20 protein-coding genes are annotated in these 17,240 nt (G+C 56.2%); 7 read left to right on the top strand and 13 right to left on the bottom strand.

All coding sequences use genetic code 11. The features are described 5' to 3' along the window. Positions 1–131: 131 nt before the first annotated feature. Positions 132–413 carry a ferritin family protein gene (locus EAV92_RS21980; protein ID WP_123043069.1) on the top strand — a complete coding sequence of 94 codons (282 nt, stop codon included), beginning with the start codon at positions 132–134 and terminating at the stop codon, positions 411–413. A gap of 13 nt (positions 414–426) precedes the next feature. After that, the gene (locus EAV92_RS21975; protein WP_123043068.1) at positions 427–786 is read left to right on the top strand and encodes a spore coat protein; all 360 of its coding nucleotides are present in this window, start codon (positions 427–429) and stop codon (positions 784–786) included. Between the two features lie 60 nt (positions 787–846). Here EAV92_RS21975 and EAV92_RS21970 read toward each other — a convergent pair whose 3' ends face one another. From EAV92_RS21970 to EAV92_RS21955, 4 genes are all read right to left on the bottom strand, one after another. Beyond that, the gene (locus EAV92_RS21970; RefSeq protein WP_241158350.1) at positions 847–1,206 is read right to left on the bottom strand and encodes a GNAT family N-acetyltransferase; all 360 of its coding nucleotides are present in this window, start codon (positions 1,204–1,206) and stop codon (positions 847–849) included. A gap of 80 nt (positions 1,207–1,286) precedes the next feature. Next, positions 1,287–2,486 carry an aromatic acid exporter family protein gene (locus tag EAV92_RS21965; protein ID WP_123043066.1) on the bottom strand — a complete coding sequence of 400 codons (1,200 nt, stop codon included), beginning with the start codon at positions 2,484–2,486 and terminating at the stop codon, positions 1,287–1,289. Between the two features lie 106 nt (positions 2,487–2,592). Continuing rightward, positions 2,593–3,264: a peptide-methionine (S)-S-oxide reductase MsrA gene (msrA, locus tag EAV92_RS21960; RefSeq protein WP_241158349.1), complete on the bottom strand. Its 672-nt coding sequence runs from the start codon at positions 3,262–3,264 to the stop codon at positions 2,593–2,595. Between the two features lie 27 nt (positions 3,265–3,291). Continuing rightward, positions 3,292–3,831, bottom strand: a complete 540-nt coding sequence (locus EAV92_RS21955; protein WP_123043065.1) for a PadR family transcriptional regulator — start codon at positions 3,829–3,831, stop codon at positions 3,292–3,294. A gap of 186 nt (positions 3,832–4,017) precedes the next feature. On the opposite strand from EAV92_RS21955, the gene EAV92_RS21950 reads away from it, so the two are divergent. From EAV92_RS21950 to hflX, 3 genes are all read left to right on the top strand, one after another. Beyond that, the gene (locus tag EAV92_RS21950) at positions 4,018–5,196 is read left to right on the top strand and encodes a YhgE/Pip domain-containing protein (protein ID WP_123043064.1); all 1,179 of its coding nucleotides are present in this window, start codon (positions 4,018–4,020) and stop codon (positions 5,194–5,196) included. A gap of 8 nt (positions 5,197–5,204) precedes the next feature. Then, a complete protein-coding gene (locus EAV92_RS21945; protein WP_123043063.1) occupies positions 5,205–5,654 on the top strand; it encodes a TetR/AcrR family transcriptional regulator in 450 nt (149 codons plus the stop codon). 675 nt (positions 5,655–6,329) lie between these two features. Next, positions 6,330–7,610 carry a GTPase HflX gene (gene hflX, locus EAV92_RS21940; RefSeq protein WP_123043062.1) on the top strand — a complete coding sequence of 427 codons (1,281 nt, stop codon included), beginning with the start codon at positions 6,330–6,332 and terminating at the stop codon, positions 7,608–7,610. A 292-nt stretch (positions 7,611–7,902) separates the two neighbouring features. On the opposite strand, the gene EAV92_RS21935 is transcribed toward hflX, so the two are convergent. From EAV92_RS21935 to EAV92_RS21920, 4 genes are all read right to left on the bottom strand, one after another. Further along, complete coding sequence (locus EAV92_RS21935) at positions 7,903–8,376, bottom strand: SRPBCC family protein (protein ID WP_123043061.1); 474 nt, start codon at positions 8,374–8,376, stop codon at positions 7,903–7,905. Positions 8,377–8,399: 23 nt separating this feature from the next. Then, positions 8,400–9,002: a glycerol-3-phosphate acyltransferase gene (locus EAV92_RS21930; protein ID WP_123043060.1), complete on the bottom strand. Its 603-nt coding sequence runs from the start codon at positions 9,000–9,002 to the stop codon at positions 8,400–8,402. Then, entirely contained in the window at positions 8,999–10,102 is a 1,104-nt protein-coding gene (locus EAV92_RS21925; protein ID WP_123043059.1) for a glycosyltransferase family 2 protein, read from the bottom strand. Before EAV92_RS21925 ends, EAV92_RS21930 begins: the two co-directional genes overlap by 4 nt. A 130-nt stretch (positions 10,103–10,232) precedes the next feature. Continuing rightward, complete coding sequence (locus tag EAV92_RS21920) at positions 10,233–11,432, bottom strand: copper amine oxidase N-terminal domain-containing protein (protein ID WP_164472890.1); 1,200 nt, start codon at positions 11,430–11,432, stop codon at positions 10,233–10,235. A 179-nt stretch (positions 11,433–11,611) separates the two neighbouring features. Between EAV92_RS21920 and EAV92_RS21915 the strand changes: the two genes are divergently transcribed. Then, on the top strand, positions 11,612–12,127 hold the full coding sequence (locus EAV92_RS21915; protein WP_123043057.1) for a nucleoside 2-deoxyribosyltransferase: 516 nt from the start codon (positions 11,612–11,614) through the stop codon (positions 12,125–12,127). Positions 12,128–12,133: 6 nt separating this feature from the next. On the opposite strand, the gene EAV92_RS21910 is transcribed toward EAV92_RS21915, so the two are convergent. Then, positions 12,134–12,754, bottom strand: coding sequence for a LysE family translocator (locus tag EAV92_RS21910; protein ID WP_123043056.1), 621 nt, complete (start codon positions 12,752–12,754; stop codon positions 12,134–12,136). A gap of 4 nt (positions 12,755–12,758) precedes the next feature. Then, a complete protein-coding gene (locus tag EAV92_RS21905; RefSeq protein WP_123043055.1) occupies positions 12,759–13,310 on the bottom strand; it encodes a cysteine hydrolase family protein in 552 nt (183 codons plus the stop codon). A 122-nt stretch (positions 13,311–13,432) separates the two neighbouring features. Here EAV92_RS21905 and EAV92_RS21900 point away from each other — a divergent pair, with 122 nt between their 5' ends. Continuing rightward, positions 13,433–14,296 (top strand): LysR family transcriptional regulator, encoded by an 864-nt coding sequence (locus EAV92_RS21900; protein WP_123043054.1) that lies wholly within the window; start codon positions 13,433–13,435, stop codon positions 14,294–14,296. Between the two features lie 67 nt (positions 14,297–14,363). Here the strand turns inward: EAV92_RS21900 and EAV92_RS21895 are convergent, their stop codons facing one another. The 3 genes from EAV92_RS21895 to EAV92_RS21885 all read right to left on the bottom strand — a co-directional run bounded on the left by EAV92_RS21895 (position 14,364) and on the right by EAV92_RS21885 (position 17,227). Further along, positions 14,364–15,323, bottom strand: a complete 960-nt coding sequence (locus EAV92_RS21895) for a D-2-hydroxyacid dehydrogenase (RefSeq protein WP_123043053.1) — start codon at positions 15,321–15,323, stop codon at positions 14,364–14,366. Between the two features lie 29 nt (positions 15,324–15,352). After that, positions 15,353–16,645, bottom strand: a complete 1,293-nt coding sequence (locus EAV92_RS21890; protein WP_478210236.1) for a methyl-accepting chemotaxis protein — start codon at positions 16,643–16,645, stop codon at positions 15,353–15,355. 255 nt (positions 16,646–16,900) lie between these two features. Then, a complete protein-coding gene (locus tag EAV92_RS21885) occupies positions 16,901–17,227 on the bottom strand; it encodes a hypothetical protein (RefSeq protein WP_123043051.1) in 327 nt (108 codons plus the stop codon). Between the last annotated feature and the right edge of the window lie 13 nt (positions 17,228–17,240).

The following is a 17,240-nucleotide window of genomic DNA, read 5'->3' as shown; positions in this document are numbered from 1 at the left end:
CAAATACGCCAATCTACCAGGGCAGTGCGCTATTCTCGCGGAAGAACGCGGGAACTTGTGTCGGGAATTTTAGGGTTGAATCATGGGGAAAACTAACCGGGCATCTTCCACGGAAGGAGACTCGACTACGCATGCAGCAAACACAATCCGCACAACAGCAACAGGGCCAAGTGATGTCCGTTCCTCCCCAAGTCATCACGACAAAGGACTCCCAATATTTAAAGGACCAATTATCATGGGAGATCCTGGCGATGAAAAAATGCAGCCATTTCGCCAAGGAGTGCACGGATCCCGAAATCCGCACGGCCATCGACAAAGCCGGCCAAATGCATCAACGCCACTACACGATGCTCCTGAAGCATCTGCAGAACAACAACACGCAGGCGATGCAGAGCGTCCCGCAAACCCAATGACAGGAGGACAAGCATGAACCAGAACCCAAGCCAATCGATGACGATCAAGAACCCGAAGCCGGCGAACGAACCGCAGGTCAAAGGGCCGGAGATGAACGACCGCGACCGGGTCAACGATATATTGGCCTTGGAGAAATACTTAACCGACAGCTTCAACGTGGCGGCGCGGGAAGCGAGCCACACCGCCCTCCATCAGGACATCATGACCGTCTTGAACGAGACGCACCAGTGCCAATACGAGATGTTCGAGCTGATGTTCCGCAAAGGCCATTACAAATTGGAGGCCGAGGAGCAGCAGAAGCTCGATCAGGCCTACCAGCAGTTCAGCAACTATTCCACCCAGTTCCCGTATGCAAGCCCGACTCTTCAATAACGCAGCAAAAGAGCGCGAACGGCTAACCGTCCACGCTCTTTTTTTACCTTTCCGCTGCCGTCAACGTTCGGGGGAAACGGCGCTTTCCGTGCTGTATGGATCCGAGTACTCACCGTGTGCCCGCTCCCATACGTCCCCGTATTTGTCGGGATTCCGACGGAATTGGGCAAGCGCGTAGGAGCAGGCCGGCACGATTTTGCGGCCCTTCTCCCTCGCTTCTTCCACCACGAAGTCCAGCATTCGAGGCGCCAGGCTGCCTCCCCGATATTCAGGATCCAAATACGTATGGTCGAGAATCCACGTATTCACGTCCGCCAGCCGGTAGGTGATTTCTCCGACTTGCCCGTTTGGGCCGATGACCACGTATGCATTGCCTTCTTTGCGGATTTCCAACTCTTCCGCATTCGCGTTTTCGCTCACCTTCATTCCTCCTCTCGGATTAGCATGCCTTAACGGCACTACGTTTCATTACCCGGTTTACAAAAACCCCGACCTCTCGGTTAGGTCATGGCAGTCATTTCCGCTGACAGGACATGATGGATGCGCCGGATTTCCTTAACCGCGTCGTCGCCTGCGGCGTCCGCCCGGCTGGCGACCTCCATCGTCGTCGTCGCGAACTCCCCGTTGACGCGAATGGACACGCCGGTGATGTTGAAGCCCCGCCTGCCGAGAATGTCGGAAATTTCCGCGATGAGCCCGGGGCGGTCGATCGAGGTGTAGGACAACTGCCGTTTGACCATTCCCGCGTGCTCGACCAGGAAAAGCTCCATTTCCTGAACGTAATCCATCAACACGCCGTATAAGCCGTAAAAGCCTTCGGCCTCTCCCGATCCATTCCACATTTCCAGCCTTTTGCGTTCGAGCGTTCGTTTGAATGAAGCCAGTTTCGGCTTTCGACCGGCGATGGTTTTCTCCTGCATGCGGATGAGCAGCTTCAGCGCCTTCACCGTAAATGCGACTTCATTCTCGTCCATGTCGATGAGGGTCAAACCTCTGGCCATATCGTGAATGCGCGACAGCATCGTTTCGAAGGCCTGGAAAATGTTCGAGGTGTTCTTGAAGGAACTTTTGCGGAACTTGCGGTCTTCGCTGACGAGCTTGGATACTTCTTTGCCTTTTTTCAAGTATCCGTCGATTTCCCCGATCTGCTTCCGGATCATGTCGTACGGCGGCACCCGGCCCTTCTCCAGATCGAGCACCATCAGATGGAGCAGGGCCCTGAGCATCCCTTCCGACTGGCTCAGCAGCACCTCTGCCCTTTCATGATGCACGGGTTTGTATACCAGATTGATCAAGGTACCCATTCCGGTTCCGATCAGCACCAAAGCGATCGGGTTCAACACGGTCTCCCAAAACGGAAGGCCCGGCGCTCCCATCGTATTGATGGCTATGACGAGCGAGACGAGGAGGGTATTCGTCCATTGGATTCTCACGTGGAGCGCCATAAGCAGGAAGGAGACCACGCCCATGGTTAGGAAGGAACCGCCCGCCGCGAACAGCGCGACGGCGCCCAGCAAAGCGCCCATGACGGCGCTTGCCGACTGCTGCACGCCCACCCGCAAGGAGCGGTAAAGCGAAGGCTGAACGGACAACACCGCGACGATCCCGGCAAATTGGTACGTATGCAAGTGCAGGCTTTTTGCGATCCACACGGAGATCATCACGGCCAAGCAGGTTTTCATCACTCTCGCGCCAACCATGACGGTTCCCCCTCTGATGTCGTATGTGTAACATTATATAACACAAAACCGCCGACAAGATCGACGGTTTTGCGAAATTCAATATTTATGTTAGTTAACATTACACTTACCACCGAATTTGCCGGATGCATTCGTCAATCCGCTCACGGTCTGACTGCGGAATCGGCCAACTCCGGATCTCTTGCCGAATGGGTTCCAGATTTGTGTAGCCTTTAGCAAGGCCATTCAGACGCGCTGCCAACGTGGAATCATCCAGATCCTTTGTTGACGGGTATAAGCTGCTCAATCGGCGGATCGCGTCCGGGTATCTCTTCAGGTAATATTTCTGATGCCTCTCCTCGGCGGGATAGAAGATGGAATAAGGCGCAATCTCGGTATTCAGCGGCTGCCCCTTCTCGCGCTCTATTTCGTGCTTGACCCGGCGAATCGTTTGCGATTGCACTTCATCCCGGTACAAAGCCATGGACCGATACTGCCGCCCCTTGTAATCATTGATATTGTCCGGGTTGTGATGGCGCCAGAACGCGCGCAGCAGCTCGTCCAAACCGATTCGGTCCGGCTCGAAATCGACCTCCACCGTCTCCGAATGGTCCCCCATCTCCCGGTAGCTAGGCGATTCCGTCGTGCCGCCGGCATAGCCGACCCTCGTCGCAACGACGCCGGACATAGAGCCGAACAAAGCCTCGGGGCTCCAGAAGCACCCCAGTCCAAGCGTCACGGTGCGCATGCCCCCTGTCGTCATCACGACCGGAAGAATGCTTCCCTCATCATGGTCCATCGCTTCACTCCACCTCGCTTGCGCGGTTCAAAGCTTCTTCAAAAAGTTGTCGCACCAACGGATGTACAGTCTCTCGTATTCGACGCCGAACTCCACTACCGAAATGCTGGATGCGATCGGATCATCCGTTTTCCCCGGGTCTGCAATCCGCTTCAGTTCCTCGACCTTCTCCTCATAAGCGGCCAGTCGTTCTTCATGCAGCTTCCGAATTTCCTCGACCTGCACTTTCATTTTCTCCGGCTCCACGAGCCATGCATTATAAGCCTTGAGCAGGAAATCGTCTCGGACGTTCTCCACGCCGCCCGGCTCCACCGTCCAGCGGATCAAGGCTTCTTTACCCGCTTCGGTCACTTCATACAGTTTGCGCGCAGGACGGTAAGTATGCTGCTCGACGCCCTGCAGCTTGACCAGCCCCTCCGCCTCCATCTTCGATAGCTCGGGATAGACCTGATTGCTGCCTACCTTCCAGAACGGGCCGATGCGCCCGTTCATCTGCAGCTTGATATCGTAACCGCTGAGCGGCTCCCGCGCCAACAGCGACAACAGCGCGTAACGGATGGAACTCATGAGAACCTCTCCTTTATTTTGAAAAAGGTCTAAGGAATAGGTTCATTTTAATCTATAATTTGTTTTCGCTCAATATTTTAACATAGGTTAATTTTAACTTATATTTTTATTGACACATAAAAATGAGATAGGTTATATTTGACCTATGTTAAATCAACCCTAAGTGTGGAAAAGAGGACACAAGAAATGAAAACCGCAATCCTGACTTACTTGAAAAAACCGCAAACCATCATCGCCGTCGTCGTCGCCTTGATGGCCCAAATGATTTTCTGCGCCGTGTGGATGACCGCCTACGACGGGGTACTGGACCGCGTCGACCGGCTCAAAATCGCGATCATCAATGAAGACGGCGAGTTCGGCTCCAACCTCGAGAAGCAGCTGCAGCACGACTTGCCGTTCGAGGTCGCTCCCCTTACGGCTGAACAGGCGACGGACGGCTTGCTGAAACGCGACGTCCACCTCATCCTGACCATACCCGAAACGTTCGATCAAGCGCTCGCGACGCCGGGCACACAAGCCAAGCTCGGATTCACGCTGAACGAGTCCAATCCGCAACTGACCAAGAGCGTCATGCAATCCGCCATCGGGCAGATTACGGAGCAAGTGAACCGCAATGCCGCCATGCAAGGCACGGAGGTCGTCCTGGAGAAAATGCAGATGCCCGCCGATCAGGCCTCCCAAACTGCCCAAGGTCTCGTCGGCAAAGTCACTTCCGACCTGAAAGCCTTGAATCCCGTGGACGGCATGCACAACCAGATGGTCCCCATGATGCTCGTACTGGCCTCTTACGTCGGCGCCATGATGATGGCCATGAACATCCACCAGGTGTCGGAGTCGATCGGGTCGGCGCTTTCCAAGAAACAGCATTTTGCTTTCCGCTCGTTCATCATCGTCGTCGCGGCCGCCCTCATCTCCATCGCCGGCTCCTCCTTCATCGCGGCTCTCGGCGGGCAAATGGACAGCGGGTTCGGATTGTTCTGGCTGTTCCACTTCCTGACGCTGCTGACCTTCATGTTCTTTGCGCAGATGTTCCTGGTCGTATTCGGCATGGCCGGCATGTTCCTTAACATGGCGATGCTCTCGATGCAGCTCGTTACTTCAGGCACGATCGTGCCACGTCAAATGCTGAACGGCTTCTATCAAACGCTCGGACACTTCCTTCCGGCCACCTACTCGGTCGAAGGCATCATGAACCTGCAGTTCGGCGGCATCCATACGTATCGGGATGTTCTGCTGTTGCTGGCTACGCTATTCTGCAGTTTGGCAATAACGGCTGTGGTTACGGCGATCAAGAAACAGCCGGCCCCGGAGAAAACGGCCATCCCGGCTCCGGCGCCTAACTTGGCGGAGTTGTCCGCCAGCTGAGCCATCCGATGAACCCTGCGCTTAAACGAAAAATCGTCGAGGCCGCCGTACCCCTGTTCGCGTCGCAAGGCTATTACAAAACGACGACAGCTCAAATTGCGGAATCGGCAGGGGTCACGCAGCCTTATCTGTACCTCTTCTTCGATACGAAGGAGCGACTGTACCTTGCGGCGCTGGATGCGGCAGAACGGCGGATCACGGATGCGGTCTCCGCTTCCGCGGCCTTCCCCGACGATCTGCTTCAAGGAATTGAAGCCGAGTACCGGAACGACCTCCGCTTGATCCTGCAGTCCTTCGCGATCGCGGAACCGGAAATCCGGACCCGCACTTCGTCGGCCTTCAACGCGGTTTACGCCGCGGTAACGGAGCGGTTCGAACGGCAGGGATCCGCCGTACCCGACCGTGCCGCGCAGCGTCTCATCGGACAAGCCTATATCAGGTTGATCGCCCGGGTTTGAATTTGGCGTTCCGTTAATCGTCTGAGATCATGTCACCAAGTTCCAAAGGGAGAAACCCCCGTTGGAGTGGCGCTCTGGCGGACCTGGGTTACTGTAAAGGGAGATACTCCCGTTGGCGTGGTGCTTTGGCGGGCCTGGGCTGCTGTAAGGGGAGAAACTCCGTTGGAGTGGCGCTCTGGCGGGTTTTGGCCGCTGTAAAGGGAGATACTCCCGTTGGAGTGGCGCTCTGACGGGTTTGGGCCGCTGTAAGGGGAGATACTCCCGTTGCACAAGGGCCAGGCTTAGGTTCAGCCCTTGACCCTGAGTTCTTGCCATGCATGGATGCATGTGGTAATATCGTCTTACTTTCAGGAACGGAGGGTTACGTATCATAGACTACATCCGAGTTCGGTCTTTGCGCAGCTAACGGAATAGCGCCAAAGCTCTGCCTGTTCGCAGAGGACTCAGATTAGGTCTGCCTGTATACGGTAACCCGATGAATGAACCCCATATGGAAAACATGCAACGCCGGTCCGCTGCGCCGAAATATCTTCTTGCGCGGATGGATTCGCACGTATGATTTTTCCGCCTGCCGGGGCATTCTGTCGTACTGAGCTCCTTCTGTGATGACTGTGAACACAGGCAGCCTGCCTGTGTTTTTTATTTGCCAACGAGCCGTTGGAGGAGGATGATCTTATGGAAAGAATGCAGGAGAAAGCGATCGTCGTCGGAGTCAACCTGAATGACCGCCCCGACTTCGCTTATTCGATGGAGGAGCTGCGGAACCTGGCCGAGGCGTGCGACGTGGAGGTCGTGGGAGAGCTGCACCAGAACGCGGCCCGCGTGAACCCTTCGCACTATCTCGGTACCGGCAAAATCGAGGAATTGTCTGCGCTGGCCGCAGCGCAAGACGCCTCTACCGTGATTTTCAACGACGAGCTGTCGCCTTCGCAAATCCGCAATTTGGAGTCGGCTTTGGAGCGGAAAGTGATCGACCGGACGATCCTGATCCTCGACATTTTCGCGGAACGGGCCAAGACTCGGGAAGCCCAGCTTCAAGTGGAAGTCGCGCAGTTGCAATACATGCTGCCCCGGCTGGTCGGCTTGCGGGAATCGCTTGGCCGCCAAGGCGGAGGCGCGGGCTTCCGGAACCGGGGTTCCGGCGAGACCAAGCTCGAGCTGGACCGTCGGCGGATCGAAGACCGGATTTCCGTGCTTCAGCACGAGCTGGAAAGACTGGTCGCCCAACGCCAAGTCCAACGCAAACAGCGCCATAAGACAGGCGTTTCCGTCGTCTGTCTCGTCGGCTATACGAACGCGGGGAAATCCAGCCTCATGAACGCGTTGATCGACAAGTTCCATCCGGAAACGGGCAAACGGGTATTCGCCCAAGACATGCTGTTCGCGACGCTCGAGACGTCCGTCAGAAACATCGAACTGCCGGATAACAAAAGCTTTCTGTTAACGGACACGGTCGGCTTCGTCAGCCAGCTGCCCCATCATTTGATCAAGGCATTCCGGTCTACGCTGGAGGAAGTGTCGGAGGCCGATCTGCTCCTTCACGTCGTCGATTATTCCAATCCGGAGTACGAACGCCAGATTCAGGTGACCGCCGAAACGCTCAAGGAGCTGAACGCGGACGCAATTCCAACCGTCTACGTCTACAACAAGACGGACCTGACGGAAGAGGACTACCCGCGCATAGAAGAGGACCACGTCTACCTCTCCGTCCGGGAAAACCGGGGCATCGACGAGCTTCTGGGATTGATCCGCGGCCGCATTTTCGGCGATTATGTCCGTTGCGAAGTGGTGATTCCCTATGACCGGGGAAGCCTGACGTCTTACTTCAACGAGCACGCCCATGTGCTGTCGACCGATTACGAAGAAAATGGGACGCGGATGACGCTGGAATGCAAAACGGCCGATTTCGAAAAGTACCGGGACGATTTCGCGGAAACGCGTTTGCTCGAGAGTTGAGGTCGACACCGCTGCATGGAAGCGGCGGCCGTAGTTCGATTTTGCATAATTATTTATGCCTCCCCTCTCATACGGTTGCTTGTAATTCGGAATTGCACACTTAGAACCGCGATTTTCCACCGCAGGGTCAAAAAACGGCGTCTAAGTGTGCGAAACCGAACTGCAGCTCGATTTTCGGCATCTTCACCTCTGCAATTGGGCGAATCCGAGCTAAAGCGTTGTTTTAAGGAACATACTAAAGCTCAAAAAACGCCGTCCCATTCCGGGCCGGCGTTCTTTCTTTTCATAACAGTTAATAAGCAAGCAGCTTCGCCCCGATTGCGGCGGCGATACCTTTGGCGCCTTCATCCATCACCTGATCATGATTCCACACGAAAGCGGGCCTTAAAATCGGAGCCAGCGCGTTCATCCACTTTTTGTTGGCATTGACTTGCCAAACGTACCGGACATGCGTGACGCCGCCTTCCTGCGTCAACGTCCAAGCACCCCGGCCCTCAAGCTCGCCGGTCGCTTTGATCTCAAGATATCTCGGCGCTTCGATTTTCACGATTTCCGCGTCGAATGCGAGCTGATAGGGCAGCTTCGTGCGAAAGACGTAACGGTACTTGTCGCCGATCCCGTCTTGTCCCGGGTTCTGATAGATTTGCTCCGCGGTGACGCCGCGCCACCAATCCCCGTATCGGATCCCGCCGACGAGCCGCCATACTTCCTCGATATCGGCTTCGAATTTCCAGTTCGTTTCGAAATTGTACTTGTACGACGTCATGCGAATCCTCCTCCCGAGACTAATCATACCTTAAGCACGGCCCGCAGCTCTCTTCTATGCGTGTAGACGAGCAGCAGCACGTTCACGAGCCAGAATCCCCAAACTTCGCGCGGAAACTCATCCATATAGAGATAGAGAGACAGCAGCAACATGCCGAGCACGACCTGGAAGGCGTCCGACTCCGAAGAGGTCGGTTTACCTTTGTTCAGATAGCGGGCTCCCAGCAGCAAGACGGCCAGGATAACCGCATAAGCCAAAGCCGCTCGAAAAGCCGTCAGCGCGCTCCATACGCCGAACGTCACGGCGATCGCCTTCCCGCCGCGCCCTCTTAGAAAGGGAGAAAAGGCGTGTCCGAATATCGGAGCCGCCGCCGCAGGGATCATCTCATACCCGGTCAACGCGCCGGTATGGACAAGCCAAGCGACGGGCATGAACCCTTTTAGGAAATCCAACAGAATCCCGGTCAAGCCATACGGATAGCCCGCGGCTCTCCACAAATTCAGCGCTCCCGGATTACCGTCGCCCACGTCTCTCAGATTGTGGCGGGCCAATCGCCCAAGCCAATAGGAAAACATCAAAGAGCCGGAAAGAAAAGAAACCGCGGTCCAGAGGGCGATCTCGATCATCGATCCTGCCTGCCTCCTACCTGAATATGCCTTCCTTTCCAAGCCACCTGTCCCAGGAATACGACCCGGTACGCCGAGTACAGCATCACGAACAGGAAGAATGCCGTACTCAACAGGTGCAAAACGGGCATTGCCTTCCCGAAATGACCGGCATATTTGATGAAATAAAAGATTTGCAGCGTATATAACACGTACCCTGCCGCAAGCGGCAATCCCCAGGAAGTTTGCAGCAGGAACGGCGCGGTCTCCGCCAAGATCAAGCCGATCAGCCAGACGGCGACGAGCACGACCGTCCGCTTGCTGAGAACGGCCGCGCTGAGCACGGCGCCTTTGCCGAAGCCCTGAATTTCGCTGCGGATGCCGTGCGGGTACATTCGGAAAGACACCAGGCCGCGGCCGACGAAATTCGAGACGGAAATGCCGGCCGCCCGGTATCGCGCCCCGAGGTTCAGATCATCCAGGAGCTCCGACTTCACGCTTTCGTGGCCCTTGGCTTTCTCGTAATCTTCTCTCGTCGTGAGGATGCACGAGCCGTACAGCCCTTTGCCGGGATTCGTCCGTTCGAAAGGCGAGGTAAAGGCGAATATGCCGAGCACGTTCGGAATCAGCGCCAATCTCTCATACGCCTTCTCGGTTTGATGGTAGGGAACGACGGAGATGACGCCGCCTTCCCGCTCTCTCGCGTCGAGAAGCCATTCGAGCGCTAGCGGTTCCAGCCTGACGTCGGCGTCCAGGAAAGCGATGAGATCTCCCGTCGCATGGGCGTATCCATTCCACACCGCCCAGTTCTTGCCCGTCCATCCCGGAGGAAGCGGCGGATTGGCGACGACCGTCACGCCGAAACTCTCGGCGATCTCCCTCGTCCGGTCGTCCGATTCGTCGTCCACCACGATGATTTCGTCGGGCTTCCGGGTTTGGGCCAGCAAGGACTTAAGCAGAAACGGCAGATTGCCCTCCTCGTTGCGCGCCGGAATGATGACGGACAGCCTTCCTTGCCCGGCTCGCCCGGAGGAACGCGGTTCGGGAGCGGGAACGGTCATTCTCCGAAAAAGCACGAAGCCTGCCGCGCAGCCCAGCACCAACAGGATCAAGATTGCCATCCCATCCCTCCTGGAAATTTCGCCCTATGTAAATTTCGGTAATTTCATTTTAGCAAAACGCTTGTATACCGAATATAGGCTCCGTCATACAAAAAAAGAACGGCCCTCTGGCGAGGGACCGTCCTCTTCTTTACAGTTGTTTGGCGGACAGCTGCGTCTGGTTTGAGTTGAACAGCCATTTGCCGTTCACTTTCTCCAGCTCGTTGGCCAGAACGACTTTCGTTTTGACGGCCTGGGTCCCGACCTTGACGTCGGATACCAATGACCAGAGGATCGTGGCTTTATCGGTGCCGTTATACTCCACGACAATCCACTTCTCGACGGCGGGAGAGCTGTCGGCGGCTGAGAAAATTTGCTGCAGTTGACCTTTGAATGCTTCCTTCTCCGCATCGGATTTAAAGGTCATCGTGGCCAGATAAGCCTCAATGTTCTCTGTCTGGGTCGCCTTCAGCTGGTCATCCAGCAGCTTTCCGATGTCCGACTTCACGGCGTCCGGTACCGTCACCGCTTGATCAAACAATGCCGGCACATTCGTATATTCGATTCCTAGCGGCTCCAACGTATAGAGCAGCCATTCGCCGTCCGAACCCGGATGCAGCGTGTATCTTGTCTGGGAACGGTATTCGGGATAGAACCCTCCGCTGACCTTGGCGGAATCCTCGACCGTCACGAGCACCGCCTCGGTTGCGGAATACGATTCGATTCTTTTGTTCACGATGGTCGTACGGACTTTGACCTTCTCCATCTGCTTCTTGAGCTCCTCGCCGAGCCCCGCCGCGCGGAGCGGCGAATCCTCCGAGAACAGCTTCAGCGCGCCTTCCGGATCGGAAGCGGCTTCGACGAGCAGCATCTTATCAAGGATTTTGAAGACGGCCGCCTGTTGTTCAGGAGTCGGGCCATTGTCAACTAGGGCGGCTTCATAGGTTTTGGCATTCCACTTGATCTCCATACCGGAGAGCTCCGCAACGAAACGCAAGCCCACCCACACACCGTCCCCGACGATCCGCAGTTGTCCGCTGATCGGCACGGTTTTGCCATCCACGAAAGCGACGTCGGCCCCGACCGTCATTTCGATTTGGTGCATGGCCGATTGAGCCTGAATCGTCTTGGAATCTGCGGCGTATTCGACCTCATATCCGAGTTGTTCGAGCAGCGAACGGTATTCCACGTACGTTTTATTTTCGATAATCTTCGGAGCGGAAGGAAACGCAAGCTCCTTGCCGTTCAGGAGAATATGTACCTGCTTCTCTTGAGGGGCGGCTGCCGAGACCTGACCTGCGAACGCGAAAACGAGCATAAGCGTAATGAAAATGGCGGACAATCGTTTCATCGAGACACTTCCTATCTTCATAGAGTGACGGCGCTGGGTACACCTTCCATAAGATAGCATAAATATTTATGAAATTGTAAATTTTGTACAATATTTTAGGGAGAGTTTTTCTCGCGGTTTGAAGGAGGCTCCCTTCACCGCTATGATGGGAAGATACGACGAGTTGAAGGAGAGTTCGCATGAAACCGAAAGTGTATATGGCGGGATTCGAAGTGTTCCGGACGGATGCGTTGGAAGTAGGTGCGCGGATGAAAAGTCTCTGCGCGGAATACGGCTTTGAGGGAATCTTCCCTACCGATAAAGACATCCGGCCGCAGCCGGACAAGCTCTCCACCGCGAAGGCGATTTTCGAGGGCAATCTGAGGCTGATCGAAAAGGCGGATCTCATCATTGCCAACCTGAATCCGTTCCGGGGTCAAGAACCCGACCCGGGTACCGTCTTCGAATGCGGATACGGCTTCGGCCTCGGCAAAAAGCTGTACGGTTTCCTGGACGACGGACGGACGATGGCGGAGAAGCTGAGTCCCGGCATGGACGCGGAGACCGGTCTTTACGAGGACGGCATGAGCGTGGAGAATTTCGGACTGCCCGTGAATCTCATGCTCGCCGTCCCCGCGAAGATCGCGGAGGGAACGCTGGAGGATGCGCTCAAGCTAGCGCGGAAAGACATTTTAGAGGATGAAATGAAAATGTAAACCTGCTTAAATATAAGGCCGAAGCACCGTATATCCCGTCCAAACGCCGTATCCGATGAGCACGATTCCCGAAGCGAGCGGGATCAGGCGGAGCACGGCCGGCCTCGCGAACGTTTTCCCGAGGGCGGCGGCGAAGGCGAAAAGCGCGTTCGTGAAGGCGATGCCGGCGAAAATGGAGCCGATGGAGGATACTGGCGTTAGGGTTGACGGAAGCGAGCCATAGATGCCGAGCCAGAATACGAAATTCATCGGATTCGACGAGGCCAGCAGCATTCCTTTAAGGAACGAACCTACCGCCGCGGGCACTCGATGCCTGTCCATCACCGCTGGACGGACGATTCGGCTCCGTCCATGCCTGACATTTTGCAAGCCCGTGTATAGAAGTACCAGGGAGCCCGCGCAACCGACGAACAGCGGGATGGCTCCATGCGTCAGAACGGCACCTAACCCCGTCGCGATGGCGACGATTATGGCGAAATCGGCGGCCATGCCGCCGACTCCCACCAGCCATGCCGTTACGAACCCCTTCTCGACCCCCTGGCGAATCATGGCCGTGTTCACCGGCCCGATCGAAGCCGCCAAAGAGATGCCGAAAATGAAGTATTTTAGGAACAAAGGCAACGGCATTCTTTTACCCTTCCAATGCGTCCAAAATCTTTCTCGTCTTCACGATCGTCGCGAATTCCTCATGCAGGCTCACGAGCGCCAGGTTATGGATTTCCTCCGGCCCGTATCGCTTGCCGTCGAAGCTTTCCCGTTCGAAGGTGGCTGTGGCATCGGAAACCAGATAAGGATTGAAGCCGAGATTTTTGGCCATCCGGGTCGTCGTCGAGACGCAATGATCGGTGGTCAAACCTACGATGACGAGCGTTTCAATGCCGGCGTCCCGAAGATGGCTTTCCAGGTTCGTGCCGATGAATGCGCTGTTGACGCTTTTGACGAATAACGGCTCGCCCGCAAGAGGCGCGACGATATCCTTGATCTCCCGTCCCGTATTGTGGGGCAAGGAAGGGTTGCTGATATGCTGGATGTGGACGATCGGCCGGCCCGTCTGTCTCCAAGCACCCAGCAGCGCCGCCATCTTCAGTTCCGCGTCCGGGTTGTTCCGTTCCCCCCGCTCCGGTTCGTCGAAAAATTTTTGCACGTCGATCAGGATCAAGGCTGTGTTTTGCGAAATTTTCATAGGTATGGTTCCTCCTTTGGGTCGCTCTATGAGAGGATCATATGCTAGAATGAATCATTAGTAAAATTGAAATAACTGATTCGGTTATTCGGAATTTCTAATGATTCGAGGAGGGAACTCCCATCGAGGTCCGCCAATTCCAATCGTTCAAAGCCGTCGTCGAGCTGAACGGTTTCACGAAAGCCGCGCATGCGCTGCAATATTCTCAAGCGTCCATCACCTCTCATATCCAGCAGTTGGAAGACGAGATCGGCGCTCCCCTCTTCGATCGGCTGGGCAAACAAATTCAGCTGACCGCGATCGGACGGGAGCTTTACGCTCACGTGACGGAGCTGCTGACCGCCTATACGAAAATCAAGCATCTCTCCTCCGACGGCGCCGACCTGAAAGGCGAACTCCGCATCGGTGCTGCGGAGACGATGACGGTCCATAAGCTCGGCCCGGTACTGTCCCGCTTCCGGAAAGACTATCCTGGGGTGACGTTTTCGCTGGTCAACGAGAATTGCCACGTCATGCGGGAAAAGATTCATTCCGGCGAGCTTGATATCGCCATCACCATGGAACCGAAAGTCGAAGATCCTCAGCTCGTCACGGAGGTGTGCGCGGAAGTCCCTCTGGTGTTCGTCGGGGAAAGCGGCCACGTGCTTGGATCGATTGATGAAGCCGAAGGGCAATGCTTGATTTTCAGCGAAAAGGATTGCTCGCTTCGGAAGTTTTTCGAGAGGAATATGGCGGAACGGGGCATCAGTACCGCGAATCATCTGGAGTTTACCAGCATGGAAACGATGAAGCAGTGCGTGGTCAGCGGGCTCGGCATCAGCTTGATGCCTTATCCCGCCGTGGAAAACCTGTTGCGGGAAAACCGAATGAAGCTTATCCCCGCTGCCGGCGAGCAGCCGGTCTTCTATGGGCAAATCTCCTATCATAAGAACAAGTGGCTGTCCAAAGCACACCGAAGATTTATCGAAATGGTGCTCGAAGCCTAAAAGAAAACACCGTGCTCGCAGACTTACCGGGTCTGCAGGTACGGTGTTTTTGCGGTTAGCTCTGACCTTAGTACTGCTGGCGGTAATCCACGAGATTGCGAAGGGCGTCGGCTTGGCCGGCCAAGTACAGCTTCAGGTTGGAGACGAACAACTGAGTCAGCCGTTCGCGGTTCCGTTCTGTCATACCCCCTGCGTTGTGCGGGGTGAGGATGACGTTCGGCAACCTCCACAACGGATGGTCGGCCGGGAGCGGCTCCTGCTCGAACACGTCGAGGCCGGCGCCAGCCAGATGGCCGGACTCGAGCGCGCGGACCAGATCCTCCGTCCGTACGCTCGCCCCGCGACCGACGTTGATGAAGTAGGCGCCTTTCTTCATCTGCGCAAACCGTTCGGCATCGAACAGATGCCGGGTTTCGTCTGTCAGCGGCAGAATGTTAACGACGTAGTCGGCTTGCCTCAGCGCTTCTTCTAGACGGGACAGATCGTGTGTCTCATCGAATTCCGGGGATTCTCCGCCGGATCTGCGAATGCCGATGACCTTCATGTCGAAGGCCCTGGCCAGGCGCGCCGTCTCACGGCCGATCTGACCGGCGCCGACGACGGCGGCCGTGCTGCCGTTCATCTCGGCCATCGTCGCAGGACTTTCCCATCGACCGTCGGGCTTGTTCTCCATCGCGGCTGCGATACCGCGCGACAATCCAAGCATCATCGCGAGCACGGTTTCAGATACCGAGCGGGCATGCACGCCGCTGGCGTCGGTCAGGATGACGCCGCGGTCCTCCAATTGCTTCAGAGGATAGCTGTCGATCCCGGAAGAACCGCTTTGCATCCAACGGAGCTTGGCGTCTCCCTGAAGCAGGAATTCCTTCGCGCGACGATCCCAGCCGAACACGATTTCCGCTTCCCGGTAGTCGCGCTCCTCCGCCGGTTCATCCGGCGAGAAGATGATGCGGCAATCGGAGGCTTCGCGGCGGATGAGTTCCCGTTGGTCTTCCGGCAAGCTGTGCAGACACAAGATCGTTTTCAAGAGGCTTCCCCTCCGGTCAATCGCGTTTCCTATATTTTAAATGCGGACACGGCCGTATTCAATTCATCTGCAAGCTGTGCCAGCGACTGCGAGGATGCCGCCGTCTCCTCGGAGGCCGCCGCCGATTCCTCGCTCGCGGTCGCCATCGTTCCGATCGATTGCATCACTTCCGCGGTCTGCGCCGCCTGCTGTTCGCTGGCTGCCGCGATTTCGGTCACCTTCTGCGCGGATTCGTTGATTCCGCGGACGATCTCCTCGAAAGCCTGCTCCGTTTTCCGGGATTGGAGCACGCTCTCCCCGACCGCCGCGACACTCGTCTCCGTATTCTTCTGCATGCCGGAAATGATGGACGTGATCTGCCGAGTAGCTTCGCTGCTGCGCTCCGCCAACTTCCGCACCTCGTCGGCGACGACCGCGAAACCCCTGCCTTGCTCCCCGGCTCTCGCCGCTTCGATGGCGGCATTCAATGCCAGCAGATTGGTCTGGTCGGCGATTTCGTCGATCACCTCGATGATTTCGCCGATTTTACCCGAGTCTTGCGCCAGCAGTGCCATCTGCCGGTTCACCTGATCCATGCTCTCAATCGAAGCGTGCACGATTTTGCCGCCGTCGCCGGCCACGCGGACCGATTTCTCTGCCAACTCTGCCGCCTGCTCCGCATTGGAAGCCACGACGTTCATCGCGGAAGAGAGCTCTTGGAACAGCCTGTCCATGACCCCGGTCGCGTTCGCCTGCTCCGTGCTGCTGCTCGCGATCTCCTCGGAACTCGCGGAGATTTGCTGTGACGCGGCGGCGACCTGCCCGGCGTTCAGCATGATTTGACCGATGAGCTCTCTTAAGCGGGTGCTCATCTCGTTCAAATGGGTGTACATGACTCCCAGCTCATCTTTGCGTTTCGTGGACAGTTCGACGGTGAGATCGCCATGGGCAATGCTGTCCATCGCCCGCTGGATTTCTTTGATCGGTTTCTCCACGTTGCGTTTGGCGAAATAAAGCGTGCATATGGCGGCGAGGAGGAGAACGCATGCACCGATGATCAGGAACTGCACCAGGAGCTTGTCCAACTGGCGGAAATAATCCTGCTTCTCTACGCTGGCCGCCAACCAATTCCCGTTCGGCGCTTTCTTATAAGCCAAGAATCGAACGTTGCCGTTGTCCCGATATTCAAAGCTGCCATGCTCGCTGCTGAACTGGGAAGCCTCGATGCCGAGCGAGGACACGGATTTGCCGATCAGGCTTGCGTCGGGGTGTGCCAGAATGTTCCCTTGCGGATCCGCGATGAAGGTGATGCCGGTCTCCTCGTAGGCATGCTTCTTAATCATGTCCTGCAGATTGATCGCATCGACGACCTTCTGGTATTCCTGAGGTTCGATTCCGATCTGAACCGCTCCCGGTTGATCCAACCGGGCGACGCCGACATACATGAACAGCTTTTTGTCCGATCCGCGCTCGGTAGGCTCCTGAGCCATTTCGAAAGTCTTATCGGTGATGGCCGTAATAAAAGGTTTGGATTGCTCGGAAGAGGCAAAATCATATCCGATGACGGACGGAACGTTACTGACGGAGAGAATCCCCTTCTAGTCCATGATGTGGATTTCGGCGATTCCGAGCCGTTCGGCCAAGCTTTGCAGGTTCGGCTGGGTAATGTCTATGTAACGTAAATCTTCCCGGACCGCTTTCGCGAGTTTCAGGTAATCGGTCTTCAAGCTTTGCTTCAGAATTGTAAGCGTGGCGTTGCTGGAAGCGAAGTCGGATCCCAATTGGTCCGCCACGCTCGCCGACTGGGTCTCCATCTGATTCTGAAGGATCGTCCGCTGGGACTGATACGCGAAGCCCAAGAGTCCAAGTACGGTGACGAGAACGATGGCCATCGTCATGGCCGCGATTTTGTAGCCAAATTTCATTGATGTGTTTTCC

It is taken from the genome of Cohnella candidum (assembly GCF_003713065.1).
In the GTDB taxonomy this organism is placed as follows: Bacteria; Bacillota; Bacilli; order Paenibacillales; family Paenibacillaceae; genus Cohnella; species Cohnella candidum.
Note: the sequence above shows the minus strand (reverse complement) of the source record. Positions and strands in the feature narration are given on the sequence as shown.

What these genes read in the sequence shown, in the direction of transcription:
- EAV92_RS21980 (WP_123043069.1), top strand. Translation starts at nt 132, where the DNA reads ATGCAGCAAACACAATCCGCACAACAGCAACAGGGCCAAGTGATGTCC.
- EAV92_RS21975 (WP_123043068.1), top strand. Translation starts at nt 427, where the DNA reads ATGAACCAGAACCCAAGCCAATCGATGACGATCAAGAACCCGAAGCCG.
- EAV92_RS21965 (WP_123043066.1), bottom strand. Translation starts at nt 2,486, where the DNA reads ATGGTTGGCGCGAGAGTGATGAAAACCTGCTTGGCCGTGATGATCTCC.
- msrA (WP_241158349.1), bottom strand. Translation starts at nt 3,264, where the DNA reads ATGGACCATGATGAGGGAAGCATTCTTCCGGTCGTGATGACGACAGGG.
- EAV92_RS21955 (WP_123043065.1), bottom strand. Translation starts at nt 3,831, where the DNA reads ATGAGTTCCATCCGTTACGCGCTGTTGTCGCTGTTGGCGCGGGAGCCG.
- EAV92_RS21950 (WP_123043064.1), top strand. Translation starts at nt 4,018, where the DNA reads ATGAAAACCGCAATCCTGACTTACTTGAAAAAACCGCAAACCATCATC.
- EAV92_RS21945 (WP_123043063.1), top strand. Translation starts at nt 5,205, where the DNA reads ATGAACCCTGCGCTTAAACGAAAAATCGTCGAGGCCGCCGTACCCCTG.
- hflX (WP_123043062.1), top strand. Translation starts at nt 6,330, where the DNA reads ATGGAAAGAATGCAGGAGAAAGCGATCGTCGTCGGAGTCAACCTGAAT.
- EAV92_RS21935 (WP_123043061.1), bottom strand. Translation starts at nt 8,376, where the DNA reads ATGACGTCGTACAAGTACAATTTCGAAACGAACTGGAAATTCGAAGCC.
- EAV92_RS21930 (WP_123043060.1), bottom strand. Translation starts at nt 9,002, where the DNA reads ATGATCGAGATCGCCCTCTGGACCGCGGTTTCTTTTCTTTCCGGCTCT.
- EAV92_RS21925 (WP_123043059.1), bottom strand. Translation starts at nt 10,102, where the DNA reads ATGGCAATCTTGATCCTGTTGGTGCTGGGCTGCGCGGCAGGCTTCGTG.
- EAV92_RS21920 (WP_164472890.1), bottom strand. Translation starts at nt 11,432, where the DNA reads ATGAAACGATTGTCCGCCATTTTCATTACGCTTATGCTCGTTTTCGCG.
- EAV92_RS21915 (WP_123043057.1), top strand. Translation starts at nt 11,612, where the DNA reads ATGAAACCGAAAGTGTATATGGCGGGATTCGAAGTGTTCCGGACGGAT.
- EAV92_RS21910 (WP_123043056.1), bottom strand. Translation starts at nt 12,754, where the DNA reads ATGCCGTTGCCTTTGTTCCTAAAATACTTCATTTTCGGCATCTCTTTG.
- EAV92_RS21905 (WP_123043055.1), bottom strand. Translation starts at nt 13,310, where the DNA reads ATGAAAATTTCGCAAAACACAGCCTTGATCCTGATCGACGTGCAAAAA.
- EAV92_RS21890 (WP_478210236.1), bottom strand. Translation starts at nt 16,645, where the DNA reads ATGATTAAGAAGCATGCCTACGAGGAGACCGGCATCACCTTCATCGCG.
- EAV92_RS21885 (WP_123043051.1), bottom strand. Translation starts at nt 17,227, where the DNA reads ATGAAATTTGGCTACAAAATCGCGGCCATGACGATGGCCATCGTTCTC.